The 15,854-nt window shown below is 71.4% G+C and carries 14 protein-coding genes; 8 read left to right on the forward strand and 6 right to left on the reverse strand.

The features are described 5' to 3' along the window. The first annotated feature begins 38 nt into the window (after nucleotides 1-38). From ElP_RS21405 to mutS, 3 genes are all read left to right on the forward strand, one after another. Complete coding sequence (locus tag ElP_RS21405) at nucleotides 39-398, forward strand: STAS domain-containing protein (protein ID WP_145272753.1); 360 nt, start codon at nucleotides 39-41, stop codon at nucleotides 396-398. 38 nt (nucleotides 399-436) lie between these two features. Beyond that, nucleotides 437-889, forward strand: a complete 453-nt coding sequence (locus ElP_RS21410) for an STAS domain-containing protein (protein WP_145272756.1) — start codon at nucleotides 437-439, stop codon at nucleotides 887-889. An 89-nt stretch (nucleotides 890-978) separates the two neighbouring features. After that, nucleotides 979-3,603: a DNA mismatch repair protein MutS gene (gene mutS, locus ElP_RS21415; RefSeq protein WP_390836083.1), complete on the forward strand. Its 2,625-nt coding sequence runs from the start codon at nucleotides 979-981 to the stop codon at nucleotides 3,601-3,603. Between the two features lie 9 nt (nucleotides 3,604-3,612). Here the strand turns inward: mutS and ElP_RS21420 are convergent, their stop codons facing one another. The 4 genes from ElP_RS21420 to ElP_RS21435 all read right to left on the reverse strand — a co-directional run bounded on the left by ElP_RS21420 (nucleotide 3,613) and on the right by ElP_RS21435 (nucleotide 9,115). After that, nucleotides 3,613-3,792, reverse strand: coding sequence for a hypothetical protein (locus tag ElP_RS21420; protein WP_145272762.1), 180 nt, complete (start codon nucleotides 3,790-3,792; stop codon nucleotides 3,613-3,615). Nucleotides 3,793-4,036: 244 nt separating this feature from the next. Beyond that, nucleotides 4,037-5,434, reverse strand: coding sequence for a protein-tyrosine phosphatase family protein (locus tag ElP_RS21425; protein WP_145272765.1), 1,398 nt, complete (start codon nucleotides 5,432-5,434; stop codon nucleotides 4,037-4,039). A gap of 115 nt (nucleotides 5,435-5,549) precedes the next feature. Continuing rightward, on the reverse strand, nucleotides 5,550-6,767 hold the full coding sequence (locus ElP_RS21430; protein ID WP_145272767.1) for an acyltransferase family protein: 1,218 nt from the start codon (nucleotides 6,765-6,767) through the stop codon (nucleotides 5,550-5,552). Between the two features lie 119 nt (nucleotides 6,768-6,886). After that, nucleotides 6,887-9,115: a sodium:solute symporter family transporter gene (locus tag ElP_RS21435; RefSeq protein WP_197446259.1), complete on the reverse strand. Its 2,229-nt coding sequence runs from the start codon at nucleotides 9,113-9,115 to the stop codon at nucleotides 6,887-6,889. Between the two features lie 336 nt (nucleotides 9,116-9,451). On the opposite strand from ElP_RS21435, the gene ElP_RS21440 reads away from it, so the two are divergent. Beyond that, nucleotides 9,452-9,898 (forward strand): hypothetical protein, encoded by a 447-nt coding sequence (locus ElP_RS21440; protein ID WP_145272772.1) that lies wholly within the window; start codon nucleotides 9,452-9,454, stop codon nucleotides 9,896-9,898. 51 nt (nucleotides 9,899-9,949) lie between these two features. On the opposite strand, the gene fhcD is transcribed toward ElP_RS21440, so the two are convergent. Further along, nucleotides 9,950-10,894, reverse strand: coding sequence for a formylmethanofuran--tetrahydromethanopterin N-formyltransferase (gene fhcD, locus ElP_RS21445; RefSeq protein WP_231749204.1), 945 nt, complete (start codon nucleotides 10,892-10,894; stop codon nucleotides 9,950-9,952). Next, on the reverse strand, nucleotides 10,894-12,210 hold the full coding sequence (locus ElP_RS21450) for a formylmethanofuran dehydrogenase subunit B (RefSeq protein ID WP_145272775.1): 1,317 nt from the start codon (nucleotides 12,208-12,210) through the stop codon (nucleotides 10,894-10,896). Before ElP_RS21450 ends, fhcD begins: the two co-directional genes overlap by 1 nt. Nucleotides 12,211-12,463: 253 nt before the next feature. Here ElP_RS21450 and ElP_RS21455 point away from each other — a divergent pair, with 253 nt between their 5' ends. Genes ElP_RS21455 through ElP_RS21470 form a run of 4 tightly spaced genes read left to right on the forward strand, consistent with a single transcriptional unit; the run spans nucleotide 12,464 to nucleotide 15,774 of the window. After that, the gene (locus ElP_RS21455; RefSeq protein ID WP_145272777.1) at nucleotides 12,464-13,039 is read left to right on the forward strand and encodes a glutathione peroxidase; all 576 of its coding nucleotides are present in this window, start codon (nucleotides 12,464-12,466) and stop codon (nucleotides 13,037-13,039) included. Nucleotides 13,040-13,073: 34 nt separating this feature from the next. Next, nucleotides 13,074-13,724 carry a DNA-3-methyladenine glycosylase family protein gene (locus ElP_RS21460; RefSeq protein WP_197446260.1) on the forward strand — a complete coding sequence of 217 codons (651 nt, stop codon included), beginning with the start codon at nucleotides 13,074-13,076 and terminating at the stop codon, nucleotides 13,722-13,724. Further along, complete coding sequence (locus ElP_RS21465) at nucleotides 13,721-14,203, forward strand: hypothetical protein (protein ID WP_145272783.1); 483 nt, start codon at nucleotides 13,721-13,723, stop codon at nucleotides 14,201-14,203. Before ElP_RS21460 ends, ElP_RS21465 begins: the two co-directional genes overlap by 4 nt. An 8-nt stretch (nucleotides 14,204-14,211) precedes the next feature. Continuing rightward, the gene (locus ElP_RS21470) at nucleotides 14,212-15,774 is read left to right on the forward strand and encodes an N-acyl-D-amino-acid deacylase family protein (RefSeq protein WP_145272786.1); all 1,563 of its coding nucleotides are present in this window, start codon (nucleotides 14,212-14,214) and stop codon (nucleotides 15,772-15,774) included. Nucleotides 15,775-15,854: the final 80 nt, after the last annotated feature.

The raw sequence follows: 15,854 nt of genomic DNA on the forward strand, positions 1-15,854 counted from the left end.
CCGGCCCCGCCTTGAACCGGCCTTGAGGAGCTCGCCCCATGTCGCAAGGTGCCCGCCAGCGACTCCAGCTCGAGACGATCGACGACGTGGTCGTCGTCAGCTTCACCGACAGCAAGATCGTCTCCGACGAGGTCATTCAGGAGGTCGGCGAACAGCTCTACGGCCTCGTCGATGAGCAGGGCCACTCCCGGCTCCTGCTGAATTTCAGCAACGTCATGTACCTCTCCAGCGCCGCCCTCGGCAAGCTGATCCAGCTGAAGAAGAAGGTCGGCGCCGTCAAGGGGACGATGAAGCTCTGCTGCATCCACCCGGACCTGCTGGAGGTCTTCAAGATCACCCGGCTGGACCAGGTCTTCCCGATCTACAAGGACGAGCAGTCGGCCCTCGACTCGTTCTGAGCCGGGGCCGGATCGCCTCGTCGGAAGGCCGCGACGCGATGGGCCCGCCACATGCCGATCCCGGGGCCGCTCCCCCGCCGCCCGGCTCGACGATCCTGGTCGAGTCGGACATGGGCGGCGGGGTGGTCGTCGTCCGGTTCCTGGTCGACTCGATCTGGACCCCGTCGGTCGTCGATCGGTTCGGTGGCGACCTCCGAGGGCTGGCCGATCGGCTCGAGCGTCGGGCGGGGGTCGTCCTGGACTTCACCGGCGTCGAGGCGATCGTCAGCACCGGGCTCGGCTGGGTCATCCGCTTCTTCAAGTGGGTGCGGGTCGAACGCGGGGGCGACGTCGTCTTCTGCGGGCTCGGCCCCTGGCTCTCGGAAGTCTTCCGGCTCCCCGGGCCGGCGCCCTGGGTCATCTATCCGGGCCGTGATGAAGCGGTCGCCGCCCTCCGGACCTCCTCGGCCGCCCGCCCGGCCCCCCCCGGGGGGCGAACTTCGGCCCCCTGACCGGCCCGGCCTCCCAGGGACTCGGGACGACCCCCAGACTCGGAACGGATTCGGAGCGGACCGCCGTGAGCGACCCCGCCAGCACCCCCATGATGCAGCAGTATCGCGAGCTCAAGGCCCGCGACCCGGACGCCCTGCTGCTGTTCCGGATGGGGGACTTCTACGAGATGTTCGGCGAGGACGCCGAGCGTGCCTCCGCCCTGCTCGGCATAGCCCTGACCAGCCGGGACAAGGGGGCCGATGCCATCCCGATGGCCGGCTTCCCGCACCCCGCGCTGGAGTCGTACCTCGCCCGGATCGTCGCCGCAGGCCACCGCGCGGCGGTCTGCGAGCAGGTCGAGGACGCCCGGTTCGCCAAGGGGCTGGTCAGGCGCGAGGTCGTCCGGGTCGTCACCCCCGGCACCTTGACCGACGACGCCCTGCTCGACCCCCGGTCGGCCAACTACCTCGCCGCCGTCGTCGAGCAGAAGGGGAGGCTGGGGCTGGCCTGGGTCGAGCTGTCGACCGGCCGGTTCGCGTCCTGCGAGGTCCAGCGCCGGGAGCTGCTCGACGAGGTCGCCCGGCTCGACCCGGCCGAGGTGCTCGTCTCCGAGACGGCGATCGACGCCCCCTGGGTCCGCCTGATCCGCCAGCAAGCACCGGGGCTGCCGATCACCACCCGTCCGTCCTGGGACTTCCTCCCCGTCGAGTCCCGCGGCAAGCTCCTCGAGCACTTCGGCGTCACCACCCTCTCCGGCTTCGGGCTGGACGACGACGCCATCGAGGTCGCCGCCGCCGGTGCCCTGCTCTCCTACCTGAAGGACACGCAGAAGTCGACGCTCGGGCACCTCACCCGGCTGGTCGCCCACCGCCGAGGCAGCACCCTGCTGCTCGACGAGACGACCCGACGCAGCCTGGAGCTGACGCGGACCCTCCGCGAGGGGAAGCGCGAGGGTTCCCTGCTCGCCGTCGTCGATCGCACCTGCACGCCGATGGGCGCCCGGTTGCTGTCCGAGTGGCTGACCTCGCCGCTGACGGACCTCGACGCGATCACCCGCCGGCACTCGGCCGTCGGCGAGCTGCTGGCCGATTCCGCCTTGCGAGCCGACCTGAGGGCCGCGCTCGATCGGGCCCACGACCTCGAACGCCTCGCCGCCCGGGCCGCCACCTTCCGGGCCTCCCCCCGGGACCTGGCCTGCCTGGCGAAGACCCTCGGCCTGCTGCCCCGGATCAAGGCGAGGCTGGCCGAACGCGGCTCGCCGCTCTTGAACGAGTTGGAGCAAACCCTGGAGCTCTGCCCGGAGATCCGGGCGGGGATCGAGCAGGCACTCGTCGACGAGCCCCCCCTGGCCCTCAAGGAAGGCGGCCTGATCCGGGAGGGGTATCACCCGACGCTCGACGAGCTCCGGGAGATCGCCCGGGGCGGCAAGACCTGGATCGCCCGATACCAGGCGGAGCAGGTCCAGAGGACGGGGATCGGCGGCCTGAAGGTCGGCTTCAACAAGGTCTTCGGCTACTACATCGAGGTCACCCACTCCCAGGCCGCCGGCAAGAAGCTGCCGGACGACTTCGTCCGCAAGCAGACGATCAAGAACGGCGAGCGCTACATCACCCCCGAGCTGAAGGAGTACGAAGACAAGGTCCTCCGCGCCGAGGAGCGGGCCCGGGACCTCGAATACGAGCTGTTCATCACCCTCCGCGACCGGGTCGCCGCCGAGGCCCCCCGGCTCGTCCAGGCCGGGGCCGTCCTGGCGGCCGTCGACGTGCTCTGCGGACTGGCCGAGCTGGCCGCGAGGAAGGGTTACACACGCCCGGAAATGGTCTCCGAGCCGGTCCTGAGAATCGAGGACGGCCGACACCCGGTGCTCGACGCCCTCATGCCCCACGGCGCCTTCGTGCCGAATGACGCCGCGTTGGCCCCCGACGACGGCATGCTCGTCATCCTCACCGGCCCGAACATGGCGGGCAAGAGCACCTACATCAGGCAGGTGGCCCTGATCACGATCCTCGCCCAGATGGGAGGGTTCGTGCCGTCGAAGGCGGCCCGCCTCGGCGTGGTCGACCGCATCTTCGCCCGGGTCGGCGCCACCGACGAGCTGAGCCGGGGCCAGAGTACCTTCATGGTCGAGATGACCGAGACGGCCAACATCCTCAACAACGCCACCGCCCGGTCCCTGGTCATCCTCGACGAGATCGGCCGGGGCACCAGCACCTTCGACGGCGTCTCGCTCGCCTGGGCGATCGCCGAGCACCTGCACGACGTCGTCGGCTGCCGGACGCTATTCGCGACCCACTATCACGAGCTGGTGGACCTGGAGCAGTCCCGCCCCCGGCTCCGCAACGCCAACGTGGCCGTCAGGGAGCGGGACGGCGAGGTGGTCTTCCTGCACCGGATCGTCCCCGGCGGGGCCGACCAGAGCTACGGCATCCACGTCGCGCGCCTGGCGGGCGTGCCCGGGACGGTGCTCGACCGGGCGAGGGCGATCCTGGCCTACCTGGAACGGCACCACGGCACCGAGCAGCTCGACGGGGGCACGCCCCTCGCCCCCGCCGCCGACCCCATCGCGGGACCCGACCCGCGCAAGGTGAAGACCGGCCGGGCCATCCAGGACAGCCTCTTCGCCAGCCTGCCCGACCCGATGCTCGACGAGCTGCGAGAGGTCGACCTCGCCTCGCTCCGGCCGGACGACGCGCTGGACCTGATCCGTCGGCTCAGGCAACTGGCCGGGGAATGATTCGAATGATCAGCGGCCGATGACCGTCGAGGGCAGGAAGCCGCCGTGGGCGCCGGGACGGCCGTCGGCCGCCTTGATCGGCGGCAGGTTGCCCTCCAGGTGGCTCTCGATCATGGCGATGAGCCCCCGGAGGTCGGGCCGGGCCCCCTGGTGTCCGATCGTCCGGTCGCCGCCGAGTTGGGCGAGCATCGCTCGGGCGACTCGGCGAATCTGTTCCTCGGGACTGATCACGGAATTCACGGGACTCACCCTTGTGAAGGAGGGATGAACTCCCCGATGGTAGCCGCGCCGTCGAGCGTCCGCCAGGCGAAATTCTCGACAGCGGGGCCTCCGGGACGGGCTTGATCGGATTGGACGGGATGTCCCGACCCGGCCCGTCTCCCCCCGAACCGGGATCCCCGCCCCCCGCCCCCGGGAGCGCTTGGGGCCCGGATCACTCCCGATGCGGCCCGTCGCCCTCGGTGTCCCGGGCCAGTCGGCGTTCCTCCTCGAGCTGGCGGTAGAACGGGTCGGCCGTCCCCCGTGCGTTCTCGCGGAGGACGGCCGCGGTCGAGTCGTCTCGATAGCGGCCCGGGGCCCGATCGGCGAGGACCCGGTTGTAGAGCAAGGTCACCGAGGCCTTGGGCCGCGAGCCCCGATGCTGCTCGATCGAACGCATCACCTCGACCAGCGGACGCCCCTGCACCACGAACTGGTAGATCCCCCACCAGGCTGGCGTGCGATCCATGCAGCCGTGACAGTGCACCAGCACCGGCCAGGCGTCCGGGTCGGTCGCCAGCCGGAGCGTCTCGTCGAGGAACGCCTCGGCCTCGATTGCCGAGGCGGGGCTCCGGACATAGTGGATGCCGTGGGATTCGGCGAAGGCGAGTTCGTCGTCCAGGTGCGGGCTCCGCAGGCCGGGCAGGTCTTCCTGGAAGAGGTTGATGATCGTCTTGAACCGGTGCCGATCGTGGGCGACTTCCAGTCCCTTGCCGTGGGGCATGGCGCTGATGTAAATCCGCCCCGGCTCGATCTCCCGGAGCCGCTCCAGAGGCCGGTGATACCAGACCACCTCCAGGCCCGTCGCGATGAACACGGCCGTCATCCCGGCCACCGCCAGGCCGGAGGCGACCCGCACCGCCCTCCGGCTCGACATCGGCGGCAGGCTCCGGAGCATCGCCGCCAGGAACAGCCAGGCCCCGCCGATGAAGGCCCATCGCGGCCAGTAGCCCCCCGGCCCGACCGCCGGCCAGCCCGCGACCCTCAACGCGACCAGCACCGCCGAGGCCCCGAGCAGCGAGAGCACTCCCGCCCGCCTCCCCCGGAGGATCAGCAGCGGGACCGCCCGGCGGAGCCGGGCGATCGGCGCCGCGACCATCCCCAGCACGACCGCCGCCGCCGCCCCGAGGCCGATCCTCAGGCCCATCGGCGCCTCCGAGTCGGCGACGACCCGCCAGCCGAGCCCGTGCCAGCCGTCGAAGGTCGGCCAGGGATTAGCGGCATACCAGAACCCGGCGATCTCCAGCCCCAGGGCCGAGATCCACAGCACTCCCGCCTTCCCCGACGCTTTCCGCCGGACGACCCCGTAGCCGGCCACCGCGAGGCTCGCGGCGCAGAGGTACAGGCCGACCCGGTCGAGGGTGTCCCCCGGCTCGGCCAGTCGGTAGGCCGCCGGCGGGGCGGGGCTGAACGTCGGACGGGCGACCCCGGGGAACTCGCCGTCCGGGCCGCCCGGGAAGGCGACCGCGTGCCAGATCGCCGGCACCAGGGCGACGGCCAGCACGGTCCAGGGCCAGCGGTCCCGGAGGGATCGGGCCGGGCCGGGTGACTCGGGTGCGTTGCTCGGTGGCATCGGCAATCCTCCGTGATCCTTCGGGCGCGAGGCGGCCCCGCCCTCCGTCCCGTCGGCGGGTGCCCGCTGTTGTACGACGGCGGGCCGATCGGGCAAAGGCCAATCCCCCCGCCGATCACCCCCCGCCGGGTCTCGCGCCGGATTCGCCGGCCAGCGGGTGCCCGGCCCCGGCCGTCGGCCTCGACGGCCCGACGATCGGCGGGTTGAGGAAGTGCCGCTCCACGAGTTGGAAGAAGCCGCAACTGATCAACACCGCCAGGGTGGACACCAGGGGCACCGTGACCAGCGCCCTCGGCCAGAAGTCGGTGATCCCCAGCTCATGCATCCCGAACGTGCCGACCGTCGTCACCGGCAGGTGGTAGAGGTAGACGCTGTAGCTCCGACGGCCCAGGAAGGTCATGGGTCGCATCCACGACCGGGAGCAGATCCAGGCGTCCCGGTCCTTCAGCCCGATCAGCAGCAAGCCGAACAGCGCGGTCGTCCCGGTCGAATAGGCGACCGGCTGGTTCGGGATCCGGGCCGAGAAACCGACGACGGCCATGCCGACCAGCGCCGCTTCCACCGCCCGGTCCTTCCAGGGTTCCGACGGGACGTTCAGCCTCCAGTAGACCGCCAGCCCCACCGCGAACTGATGCCAGAGGTCGACGAACGTCCCCTCCAGGTACCGGATCATCCCCACGTCCGCCGCCGCCACCCGGACCAGCACGATCGCCAGGGTCAGCCAGCCCATCGCCGAGAACAGTCGCTTCGAGGCGACGATCAACAGCAAGAAGCAGAGGAAGTAGAATTGCTCCTCGAAGCAGAGCGACCACGCCACCCGGGTGAAGATCTTCGCCGGGCCCCCGCCCACGAGGTGCCGCCACGTCTCGGTGAGCGTGACGTTGCCGGCCCACTGCGGCGCCGTCAGATCCTGGGGCAGGATCAGCTCCAGCCCGAAGGGGGAGTGGCAGCACAACAGCCGCTCCAGCCCCAGCCGTTGCAGGCCGATCGTCACCAGCAGGAACCACGCCAGCGCCGCCCAGTAGGGCGGGTAGATCCGCCAGACCCTCCTCGCCACGAACCGAGCGGGGGATGACCCCCGCCTCCGGGTCGCGTCGACGCTGGCCGCGATGCAGTAACCGCTGATGACGAAGAACAGGGGCACGCCGAGGTCGAGCCTGCGGAGGACGAGGTTCAGCCAACGGCCGACCTCCTCGAACGCCCCCGGCTCCGGCGTCTCACCCGCCAGAAGGGCGAAGCCGGCGTGATGCAGCACCACCATCAGGCACGCCACCCCTCGGAAGGCGTCGAGCAGGGCGTATCTCGGGTTCCGGATCAGCGGGGGCAATTCCATCGGTCGGGTCGATCGCGTTCGGCCTTCGGGAGGGATCGGACCGCCCCTATCCTAACGTCGATGACCCGCCGATGCCGCGGCCCGAGGGCGGCGGCATCGGCGTCGGGGCCCGCCGGGGCTCAGCCGGAGTCCCCGCCGCCGTTGCCGCCCTCATCGTAGTCGCCGCGGCGTCGGCCGCCCTCGTCCTCGTCGGGCCTGGCGCCGACCTGCTCCTCGGCGGCCTCGCTGCGATCGGGGTCCTCGGGGGGAGGATTCTTCGGCTCCGCGGAGGCCTCCGAGAACCCGAGCCAGTACCAGACCGGCACCAGGCCGAGCCCCACGACGATGCAGAGGCCGATCCACGCCCCCGAATAAGGGAACCACGTCGGCGGCGGGCTGCCGCAGATCAAGGACCCGACGCCGACGAGCATCGAGAAGATCGACAGCGCCGATGCGATCACGGCGCCGATTCCCCGGTAGAGCCGGTGCCGGTCGGCGATGGGGTCGCCGCCGTTGGCCTCGGCGACCGGCCCCCAGAAGCCGGGGGGGCGGGTCCTTCGGTAGAACTCGCCGAGGCTCTCGTCGCTCTCCGGCCCCATCGCCAGTGCCGTCCCGATGCCGATGCCCGAGGCGAGCACGGCCATGGTCAGCATCCGCACCGCCTCGATCCAGGCCTGGAGGTCCGGGTCGTCCGACCGGACCAGCAGGAGCAGCGGGGCCGTCAGGGCGAGCGAGGCGATCGTCGCGGCGATCTCCCCCCAGGCATTGACCCGCCACCAGAGCCAGCGCAAAACCAGCAGCGGGCCGATCCCCGCACCCAGGAGCAGGCTCGCCTGCCAGGCGTCCCGGATCGAGGGGAGCTGGCTCATGATCGCCAGCGAGATGACCAGGATGGCCACGTTCGACCCCCGGGCGACCCAGACCAGTTCCCTCGGGCCGGGATCCCGCTTGAACAGGTGGCGACTGAGGAACCGCTTGTAGATGTCGTTGGTCCAGTAGGACGCGCCCCAGTTCAAGTGCGTGTCGACCGTCGAGGCCAGGGCCGCCAGCATCCCGGTCAGCATCAGTCCCAGCAGGCCCGGGGGCAGCAGGGCCTTGAACCCCTCGACATAGGCGAATTCACGGTCTTCCTTGATCCGCTGCCGGGCGAAGTCCTGCTCCCCCTCGTCGGGGGCCTGCGAGGCGGCCTCCTTGGGCTCCTGGACGGGGCGGGGCTCGACGTCCTCCTCATCCGCTCCGGGGACCTGTCGGGCCTCGGCGGCGACCTCGTTCCCGCCTCCGGGCTCGGGGCCGACGTCGGTGGGGATCAGCAGCAGCAGGCCCAGGCCGATCGGCAGCCAGAGCAGGCTCCGGACGAAGATCTGGACGGTCGTCAGCGTCAAGGCCGCGAATCGGGCGTCGCGGGGGGATCGGCAGGCCATCGCCCGCTGGGCGAGGTAGCCGGTGCCGTCGGCGTTGATCTGGAAGAACCACTGCGTCGCATAGACGACGAGCAGGGCGAGGCTCGCCTCCCTCGCCCGGCTCGGCGTGAAGGCGAGGATCTCGGTCGCCGAGATCCCCCCGGGGCCGTTGCCGCCGCCGAACTTCTCCTGGATCCCCTGCTGAAGGGCGCCGAACCCGCCGACCTCCCGCACCACCATGAAGGCGAACGCCCCGGTCGCCACCAGGGCCAGGCCGAGTTGCACGGCGTCGGTCGCCACCACGCTCCGCAGCCCGCCCGTGGCCGAGTAGCCGAGCGTCACCAGCAGGATCGCCAGGATCGACAGGAGGTTGTTCGCCGACAAGACGTACAGGTCCGGGTCTCCCGGGACCCGGGTGCTCAGGTCCAGCCCGAGCCACTCGACGAGCGAGGCGACCGGGTCGAACAGCAGCGCGGGCAGCCACTCGTTCCAGGTCAGGAACGGCTCGGCGATCCGGGTCGAGGCCAGCAACACCATCGCCAGCACGGTGCAATTGAAGATGGTGCCGAAGTAGATCGCCTTGAACCCCCGGAGCGCCGCGGCCGGCTTCCTGCCGTAGCGCAGCTCGGTCAGCTCGGCGTCGGTGATCACCCCGGCGCGCTGCCAGCTGCCGGCCAGGATGAACCCGAGCACGAGGAAGGCGACGCCGTAGATCCAGAGCCGCCAGACGGCGAAGATCCCCGAGACCGCGATCATCCCCGCCACCAGCAGCGGCGTGTCGGCGGCGAACTGCGTGGCCGCCATGCTCAGGCCCGCCTTCCAGCCCGGCAGGGTCCGCCCGGCGAGGAAATACTCCTCCACGTTCTTCGACGCCACGTCCTTGGACTTGATCCCGTTGCGGATCGCATAGACGATGAACGCGATGATGATCAGGTAATCGATCCAGTGGACGGCACCCTGCCCCTGCATGACGATCGGCTCCGGACGAGTCTCAGCCTCGGGATCGACCGGGCCGCCGGGCGGCGGCCGTCGCATCGACCCGCAACAGACCGGATCGCACCGAGGGCTCACGGGGTGGGACGAAATCCCAGGGCGGCCCCGGCCCGTGGGCCGTCCCGAAGGGCGTGGCCCTCCGCTCACCCGCGGCCTTGCGCCTCGCAGCAATCCGGACGATTCCGTATCCGGTATCGAGCAAACGAGATGCCGCCTCATCGGCACGAGCCTTGCGACCACGAACCGCATCGGCGTCGGCCCCGCCGGGCCGGCCGGACGATCGCCCGATCCCATCCACGAAGGAGCATCGCGATGCGCAATCCCGAAGCACACATCACCAAGATCCGGGGCTTCGCCTGGTATGCCTTCCGCGACCCGACCACCTCGACCGGCCCGGCCGGCGAGCACCCGTTCGGCGCCGAGGGGTCCGAGGAGGGCTCCCCCGAGCTGACCCCGGTCGAACTGCCGGAGAACGTCGAGGCCGCCTGGCGGACGACGATCACGATGGACGGCCTGTCGAACCAGAGCCCCGGCACCGCCTTCCTCGTCCTCACGAAGACCCGGGACCAGCCCGAGCTGAACGCCGGATGGGACGTCGAGCCCGCCGTCCTCCGGAACGACTTCCAGCTGGAGCAGAAGGGGGATCGCTGGGTCCACCTCTCCCGGGTCATCACCGCCCCGGCCGGCGGCAAGTCGCTCGGCGAGTACGAGTTCGAGGTTGACCGGAACATGCAGGGCTCCGGCCGGGACCGTGGCTGATCCCGAGCCGTTCCTCGCCCCGTCCCCTCCCCCGAACCGGGAGGGGCCGGGCTAGGATCCCCTCCCGAGCAGATCCCGGAGCCGGATGTGGAACGGCCCGAGCTTGCCGCCGTAGTTCCCCGCCGTGATCTCGACGACCCCCGGCCTCGCCCCCGCCCGGAGCCCCGCGAGCGTCGCCCGCTCGACCGATTCGAGTGTGAGTCCGTCGATCACAATTTCATACGCACATCGGACCTCGTCCGGCAGGTGCGAGGTCACCAGGCCCCGGAGCATCGGCGAGTACGCCTCGTTCGAGCTGGCGACGAGCCCCTTGTACTTGCTCCCCACCTTCGAGCCCGACCGCGCGATCCCCCCCGGGAACGGCAGGATGACGCCCGGCACGGCCCGCATCGCGTCGACGGCCGCCTCGGTCGCCTCCAGGACCGTCCTCGGATCGACGCCGAGGAGGATGATGTTGCCCCCCGCCACGCCGGTCGTCGTGCCGAAGGATTCCTCGCAGGTGAACTCGCCGTCCATGACCGGCACCCTCCAGAAGCGGCGATCGCCCAGCTTCTTGCTGACCTGCCAGCCGTCGCCGAAGTAGCGAAGCTTGCCGCCGATGACGATCGACTCCCCCCCGGGGTCGATCGGCAGGCCGTTGTAGCAGGCGGAGGTCGGGCAGGTCATCACGCACTGGCCGACTCGCTTGACGAGGGCCTGCTCCAACGCCTCCCGGCTGAAGGCGAAGGCGAGCACCGCCACGCCGGGCCTGCCGTCGGGCGTCTCGTCGGGGGGGAGCATCCGCTCGATCCCCGCCTCGGCGTCGCAGCCGATCACGCTGGAGGCGTACCCGGTCATCGTCCGCCCGGCGACCTCGGCCCATCGGGGGGAATCGGCCGTGATGACCAGCCGGGCCCCGGTCATCGGGAATGCCTCGGCGAACGAGTCGTCGATGGCGACGCCGTCGAGCTGCATCGGGGGCTCCGGGGTGTCACGCACGGTCTGGTCCGATCCCATCACGTCTCCAAACGATCGAGGATCGCCGACAGCACCGCGCGGTCGATCGGCCGGGACGGGTCGAGGGCCGGGCGGAGCGGCAGCGAGACCTCGTCGGAGCGGACGACCGTCCCGCCGCCGTCGATGCCCGGCATGGCGCAGGCGATGGAGACGCCGTCGGGGACCGGGTCGGCGGTCGCGCCGGGAGAAATCCGGATGGCCGGGACGGAGCCCGAGAGACTCCGCGGGGATCCCACGCCCTCCAGGTCCAGCACCACGTCGACCTCACCCCGATCGAGCCGGGCCTGACCCTCGGCGTCGAGCGGCCGGTATCGGGGAGCGCCGTCGGACAGGTCGACGGCCAGCGGGGCCCCGAGCCTCCCCGTCAGGACGGCCTCGGCCCCGGCCGGGTTGCCGGGCCCGGCCAGGGGGAGGGCGACGCATCGGGTCGTCCGGTTGAGGTCATCGACCAACCGCATCAGCGCCTCGATCGCATCGAGCCCCCCGGCCCCGAGCCCCTCGGCGAAGGCGATGACCCCGTATCGGGCGCCCCGCAACCGTTCGGCCCAGTCCCCGAGTTCCTCCGCCGGGACTCCGCAGGAACGCCCCACCCGGGCCGGATCGACCGGCATGCCGAGGACCATCGCCCGGAGGGCCCGGAACGCCTCGGCGTGCCGCTCGGGGGGGATCGCGATCGCCGAGTCGGCACGCCCCCGGGACGCCGAGTCGCCCCGGTCGACGACGAGGACGGTCCTCCCCGATCGGCCTCCGGGGACGAAGCGCCCCGGGGGCTCGATCAGCCGATCCCAGAGGCGTCCACCCGGGATCCAGGGTTGGAGATCCCAGAGGATGATCACGTCCGCCCGACTCTTCACCTCGCCGAACGAGGCGAACGCCCCGCCAGCGCGCTGGATCGCCTCGACCCGGGGCCGGGCCGAGGCCGAGTGCGCCGGGTCGATCACCGCACCGACCCGGTCGGCCAGCTCGACCGCGACGGCCTGGGCCTCGACCGTCGTCCCGGACAGCCCGCCGACCATCGGCGCCTTCGAGGCGGCCAGCAGGGCGGCCGCCCGGTCGATCGCCTGTTCCAGCGTCGCCGGCCGCCCGTCGATGGTCGCCGGCGGCCGGTCGGCGTGCCGGTGATCGTCCAGGAACCAGGCCCGGCCCCGGGGGCAGGCGCGTTCGGCCTCGACGATCCGGTCGCCCCGGACGGTCAGCGTGATGTCGTCGCAGAGCAGGCCGCAGGCCAGGCAGGTCGCGTCGTCCACCCGCCCCCGCACGGGAGGCTCTCCCGATTCGGGAGCGAGATCGGGGGCGGGCTCGGTGGGTTGGGTCATGGCGGGCTCGGCTCGGGGGGACGACCGGGGCGCAATCCTACCAGCCCGGGGCCCGGGGGGCCACGCCCGGGGGCGGCCTCATGCCGGGCATCGGCCTTGATTCCTCCGGGAGACCAGATCATCATGAATTTCATCGAAGGCGTCGGATCGCTCGACCCGCCGACCGCACCCCCCTCCCCGCCCGCCGCCGACGCCCGAGCCGGACCCGCCGACGACCAGGCCCCCAGCGCAAGACCCGCCGGAGAAGACACCGATGATCCGACCCCTGCTCGCCACGCTCTCCCTCGCCCTGCTCCTGGCCGGGCCGTCGCGATCGGAAGAAGAGGCCAAGTGCGTGCTCGACTTCACCGTGGCCGACATCGAGGGCAACGAGGTCGACCTCTCGCGATACGAGGGGGAGGTCCTGATGATCGTCAACACCGCCAGCTACTGCGGCTACACCCCGCAGTACGAGGGGCTGGAGGAACTCTACCGCTCCTACAGCGACAAGGGCTTCAAGGTCCTCGCCTTCCCCGCCAACGAGTTCGGCGCCCAGGAGCCCGGCACCAACGCCGAGATCCGGACCTTTTGCAAGTCGAACTACGACGTGACCTTCCCACTGTTCTCGAAGATCGTGGTCAAGGGCTCGGGCATCCACCCGCTCTACGCCTTCCTGACCGACGAGCAGGCCCATCCCCAGGTCGGCGGGCCGATCCGGTGGAACTTCACCAAGTTCCTGGTCGATCGCAATGGCAACGTCGTCGCCCGGTTCGAGCCGGGAGACGCCCCCAAGTCGGACAAGGTCATCGATGCCGTCGAGAAGGCCCTCGCCGCGACCGAGACCGAGTGACGCCGGGCCGCCGACGGCACCGATCCCCCGGCTCATGCGGGTCGACCCGTGGGCCGTCGCGGTCGCCCACTTGCTGGGGATCGACGACCGCTGGCGTCCCCTGATCTCCCGGATCGGCCCCTGCCGGCTCCGACGCCAGCCGGACCGGTTCGGCATCCTCGTCCGGGCGATCGTCGGCCAGCAGATCTCTTCCCGGGCCGCGACCTCGATCAACCGAAGGCTCCTGGATCTCCAGGGCGCCGACCGCCACGACGCCGGGGCCCTGCTCCGGCTCGGCCCCGAGGGGGTCCGCTCCTGCGGGCTCTCGGGGGTGAAGGCCGGATACGTCCTGAACCTCAGCGAGGCGGTCGCCTCCGGCTCGATCACGCTGAACCGGATCGGCCGGCTGGATGACGCGGAGATCATCCGTCGGCTGACCGCGATCAAGGGCATCGGCTCCTGGACGGCCGAGATGTTCCTGATCTTCGCCCTGAACCGGCCCGACGTGCTCTCGGTGGGGGATCTCGGCGTCCGGGTCGGCATCCGGTCCCACTTCGGGCTCGACGAGATGCCGTCCCCCCGCCGTTGCGTCGAGCTGGCCGAGCCCTGGCGGCCCTTCCGGTCGATCGCGATGTGGTACTTCTGGCGGGGGATCGACACCCCCCCCGTCCCACCCCCCGCCCTCGAGCCCGGGACCGACGCATGACGACCCCCCTGAGCGTCGCTTCCGTCCTGATCGCCGCCGCCCTCTCGGGCGGCGAGCCCCCATTCCGGCCCGAACCCGACCGCAACGGGATCCTCGAACTCCCGGCCTCCCGGGCGGGCCTGCTCGGCGACCGGCTCCGCATCGAGGGGGCGCCAAGCTACGTGGTCGACTGGACCTCGGCCACCGACCGTGTCCAATGGGACTTCGAGCTGGCCGAGGCGGGCCGGTTCGTCGTCCTGGTCGAATATGGCGCGCCCGCCGGCCGGGGCGGCGCGACCTTCGAGGTCGTCGCGGCCGACCAGCGACGGCAGGCCGCCGTCCACGCCACCGGGGGCGCCTCCCGGTTCCTGCCCCAGCCGATGAAGGGGGCGATCGACCTGCCGGGCGGCCCGAACCGCCTGGAGGTCCGGGCGCTCGACGCCCCCGGGGGGCTCGTCATGAACCTCCGGCGGATCCGGCTCGTGCCCGCCCAGGAGTGAACGGTCCCATGCGATTCGACGTGCTCATCAAGGGTGGCCAGGTCGTCGACGGCACCGGCGCCCCCCCCTACTCGGCCGACGTCGGCCTGCTCGACTCCTCGATCGCCGAGGTCGGACGCCTCCCCGGGGCCGAGGCCAATCAGGTCATCGACGCCGCCGGCCTCTACGTCGTCCCCGGCTTCATCGACGCCCACGTCCACGGCGACCTGATGCTGCTGGCCGACCCGGTCCACCGGCCCGCCCTGAAGCAGGGCGTCACGACCTACATCATCGGCCAGGACGGCGTCGCCTTCGCCCCCGCCTCGAAGCCGACACTCGACTACATGCGCCGGTATACGCATGGGTTCAACGGCAACCCCGATTCGATCGAGTACGACTGGTCCTCGGTCCCCGAGTACCTTTCCCGGTTCGACCGCACCACCGCCCTGAACGTCGCCTTCCTGATCCCCAACGGCAACGTCAGGATGGAGGTCATGGGCCTCGACACCCGCCCGGCCACCGACGACGAGCTGCGCGCCATGCGGCGGATCGTCCGGGAGGGGCTGGACGCCGGGGCCGTCGGCCTCTCCAGCGGGATGGACTACATCCCCAGCCTCTATGCCGACGTCCGGGAGATCTCCGCCCTCTGCGAGGAACTCGCCCCGGTCGACGGCGTCTACGTCTCCCACATCCGGGGCTACGGGCCGAGGGCGCCGCAGGGGGTCGGCGAGATCGCCGAGGTGGCGAAGAACTCCGGCGCCGCCGTGCACATCTCGCACTACAACGGCCCGGCGGAGCTGCTCCTCGGGCTGGTGGACCGGCACCGGGCCGAGGGGGTCGACCTGACCTTCGACAGCTACCCCTACCTCGTCGGCAGCACGATCCTCGGCATGGTCTCGCTCCCCTCCTGGGTCCAGGAAGGGGGCATCGAGGCGACCGTCGCCCGCCTGTCCGACCCCCGGATCCGGGCCCAGCTTCACTCGGAATGGTTCTCCGAGGCGATCCCCTACCCGCTCGATTCCATTACCCTGACCATGGTCGCCAACCCCGACGACCGATGGGCCGAGGGGATGAACCTGATCGAGGCCAGCAAGCAAGCCGGCGTCTCGCCGGGGGACTTCGTCTGCGACGTGCTCGTCCGCTCCGGGATGGCCGTCGGCATCTTCGGCGCCCGGGCCGGCGACCGCACCGAGGCCGATATCCGGGCGATCCTCCGCCACCCGGCCCACATGGCCGGCTCCGACGGAATCTTCTGCGGCAGCCACCCCCATCCCCGGGGCTGGGGCGCCTTCGCCCGCTACCTCGGCTATCACACCCGGGAGCTGGGCGACTACGACTGGGGCTCGGCGATGGTCCACCTCGCCGGCCACGCCGCCCGGCGCTATCGCCTGACCGACCGCGGCCTGATCCGCCCCGGGTTCGCCGCCGACCTCGCGGTGTTCGACCCGATCGCCGTGACCGACCGCTCGACCTACGCCTCCGGCCGCACCGAGGCCGAGGGGGTCCGCCACGTCTTCGTCAACGGCACCCTCGCCCTGTTCGACGGCGAGCCCACCGGCGCCACCCCCGGCCGGGCCCTGCGTCGGGGCTGAGTCGACGCCCCGACAGGTCGGCTCCCTCCCTCCGCCCCTTCTCCGGGAAGGGGGGGCATCGATCGACCGCAGGGCCGCAC

Origin of the sequence: Tautonia plasticadhaerens, assembly GCF_007752535.1 — a bacterium.
Taxonomy (GTDB): domain Bacteria; phylum Planctomycetota; class Planctomycetia; order Isosphaerales; family Isosphaeraceae; genus Tautonia; species Tautonia plasticadhaerens.

Bases quoted from the DNA above. Each gene is read 5' to 3' on its own strand.
- ElP_RS21405 (WP_145272753.1), top strand. From the start codon at position 39: ATGTCGCAAGGTGCCCGCCAGCGACTCCAGCTCGAGACGATCGACGAC.
- ElP_RS21410 (WP_145272756.1), top strand. From the start codon at position 437: ATGGGCCCGCCACATGCCGATCCCGGGGCCGCTCCCCCGCCGCCCGGC.
- mutS (WP_390836083.1), top strand. From the start codon at position 979: ATGATGCAGCAGTATCGCGAGCTCAAGGCCCGCGACCCGGACGCCCTG.
- ElP_RS21420 (WP_145272762.1), bottom strand. From the start codon at position 3,792: ATGCTCGCCCAACTCGGCGGCGACCGGACGATCGGACACCAGGGGGCC.
- ElP_RS21425 (WP_145272765.1), bottom strand. From the start codon at position 5,434: ATGCCACCGAGCAACGCACCCGAGTCACCCGGCCCGGCCCGATCCCTC.
- ElP_RS21430 (WP_145272767.1), bottom strand. From the start codon at position 6,767: ATGGAATTGCCCCCGCTGATCCGGAACCCGAGATACGCCCTGCTCGAC.
- ElP_RS21435 (WP_197446259.1), bottom strand. From the start codon at position 9,115: ATGCAGGGGCAGGGTGCCGTCCACTGGATCGATTACCTGATCATCATC.
- ElP_RS21440 (WP_145272772.1), top strand. From the start codon at position 9,452: ATGCGCAATCCCGAAGCACACATCACCAAGATCCGGGGCTTCGCCTGG.
- fhcD (WP_231749204.1), bottom strand. From the start codon at position 10,894: ATGGGATCGGACCAGACCGTGCGTGACACCCCGGAGCCCCCGATGCAG.
- ElP_RS21450 (WP_145272775.1), bottom strand. From the start codon at position 12,210: ATGACCCAACCCACCGAGCCCGCCCCCGATCTCGCTCCCGAATCGGGA.
- ElP_RS21455 (WP_145272777.1), top strand. From the start codon at position 12,464: ATGATCCGACCCCTGCTCGCCACGCTCTCCCTCGCCCTGCTCCTGGCC.
- ElP_RS21460 (WP_197446260.1), top strand. From the start codon at position 13,074: ATGCGGGTCGACCCGTGGGCCGTCGCGGTCGCCCACTTGCTGGGGATC.
- ElP_RS21465 (WP_145272783.1), top strand. From the start codon at position 13,721: ATGACGACCCCCCTGAGCGTCGCTTCCGTCCTGATCGCCGCCGCCCTC.
- ElP_RS21470 (WP_145272786.1), top strand. From the start codon at position 14,212: ATGCGATTCGACGTGCTCATCAAGGGTGGCCAGGTCGTCGACGGCACC.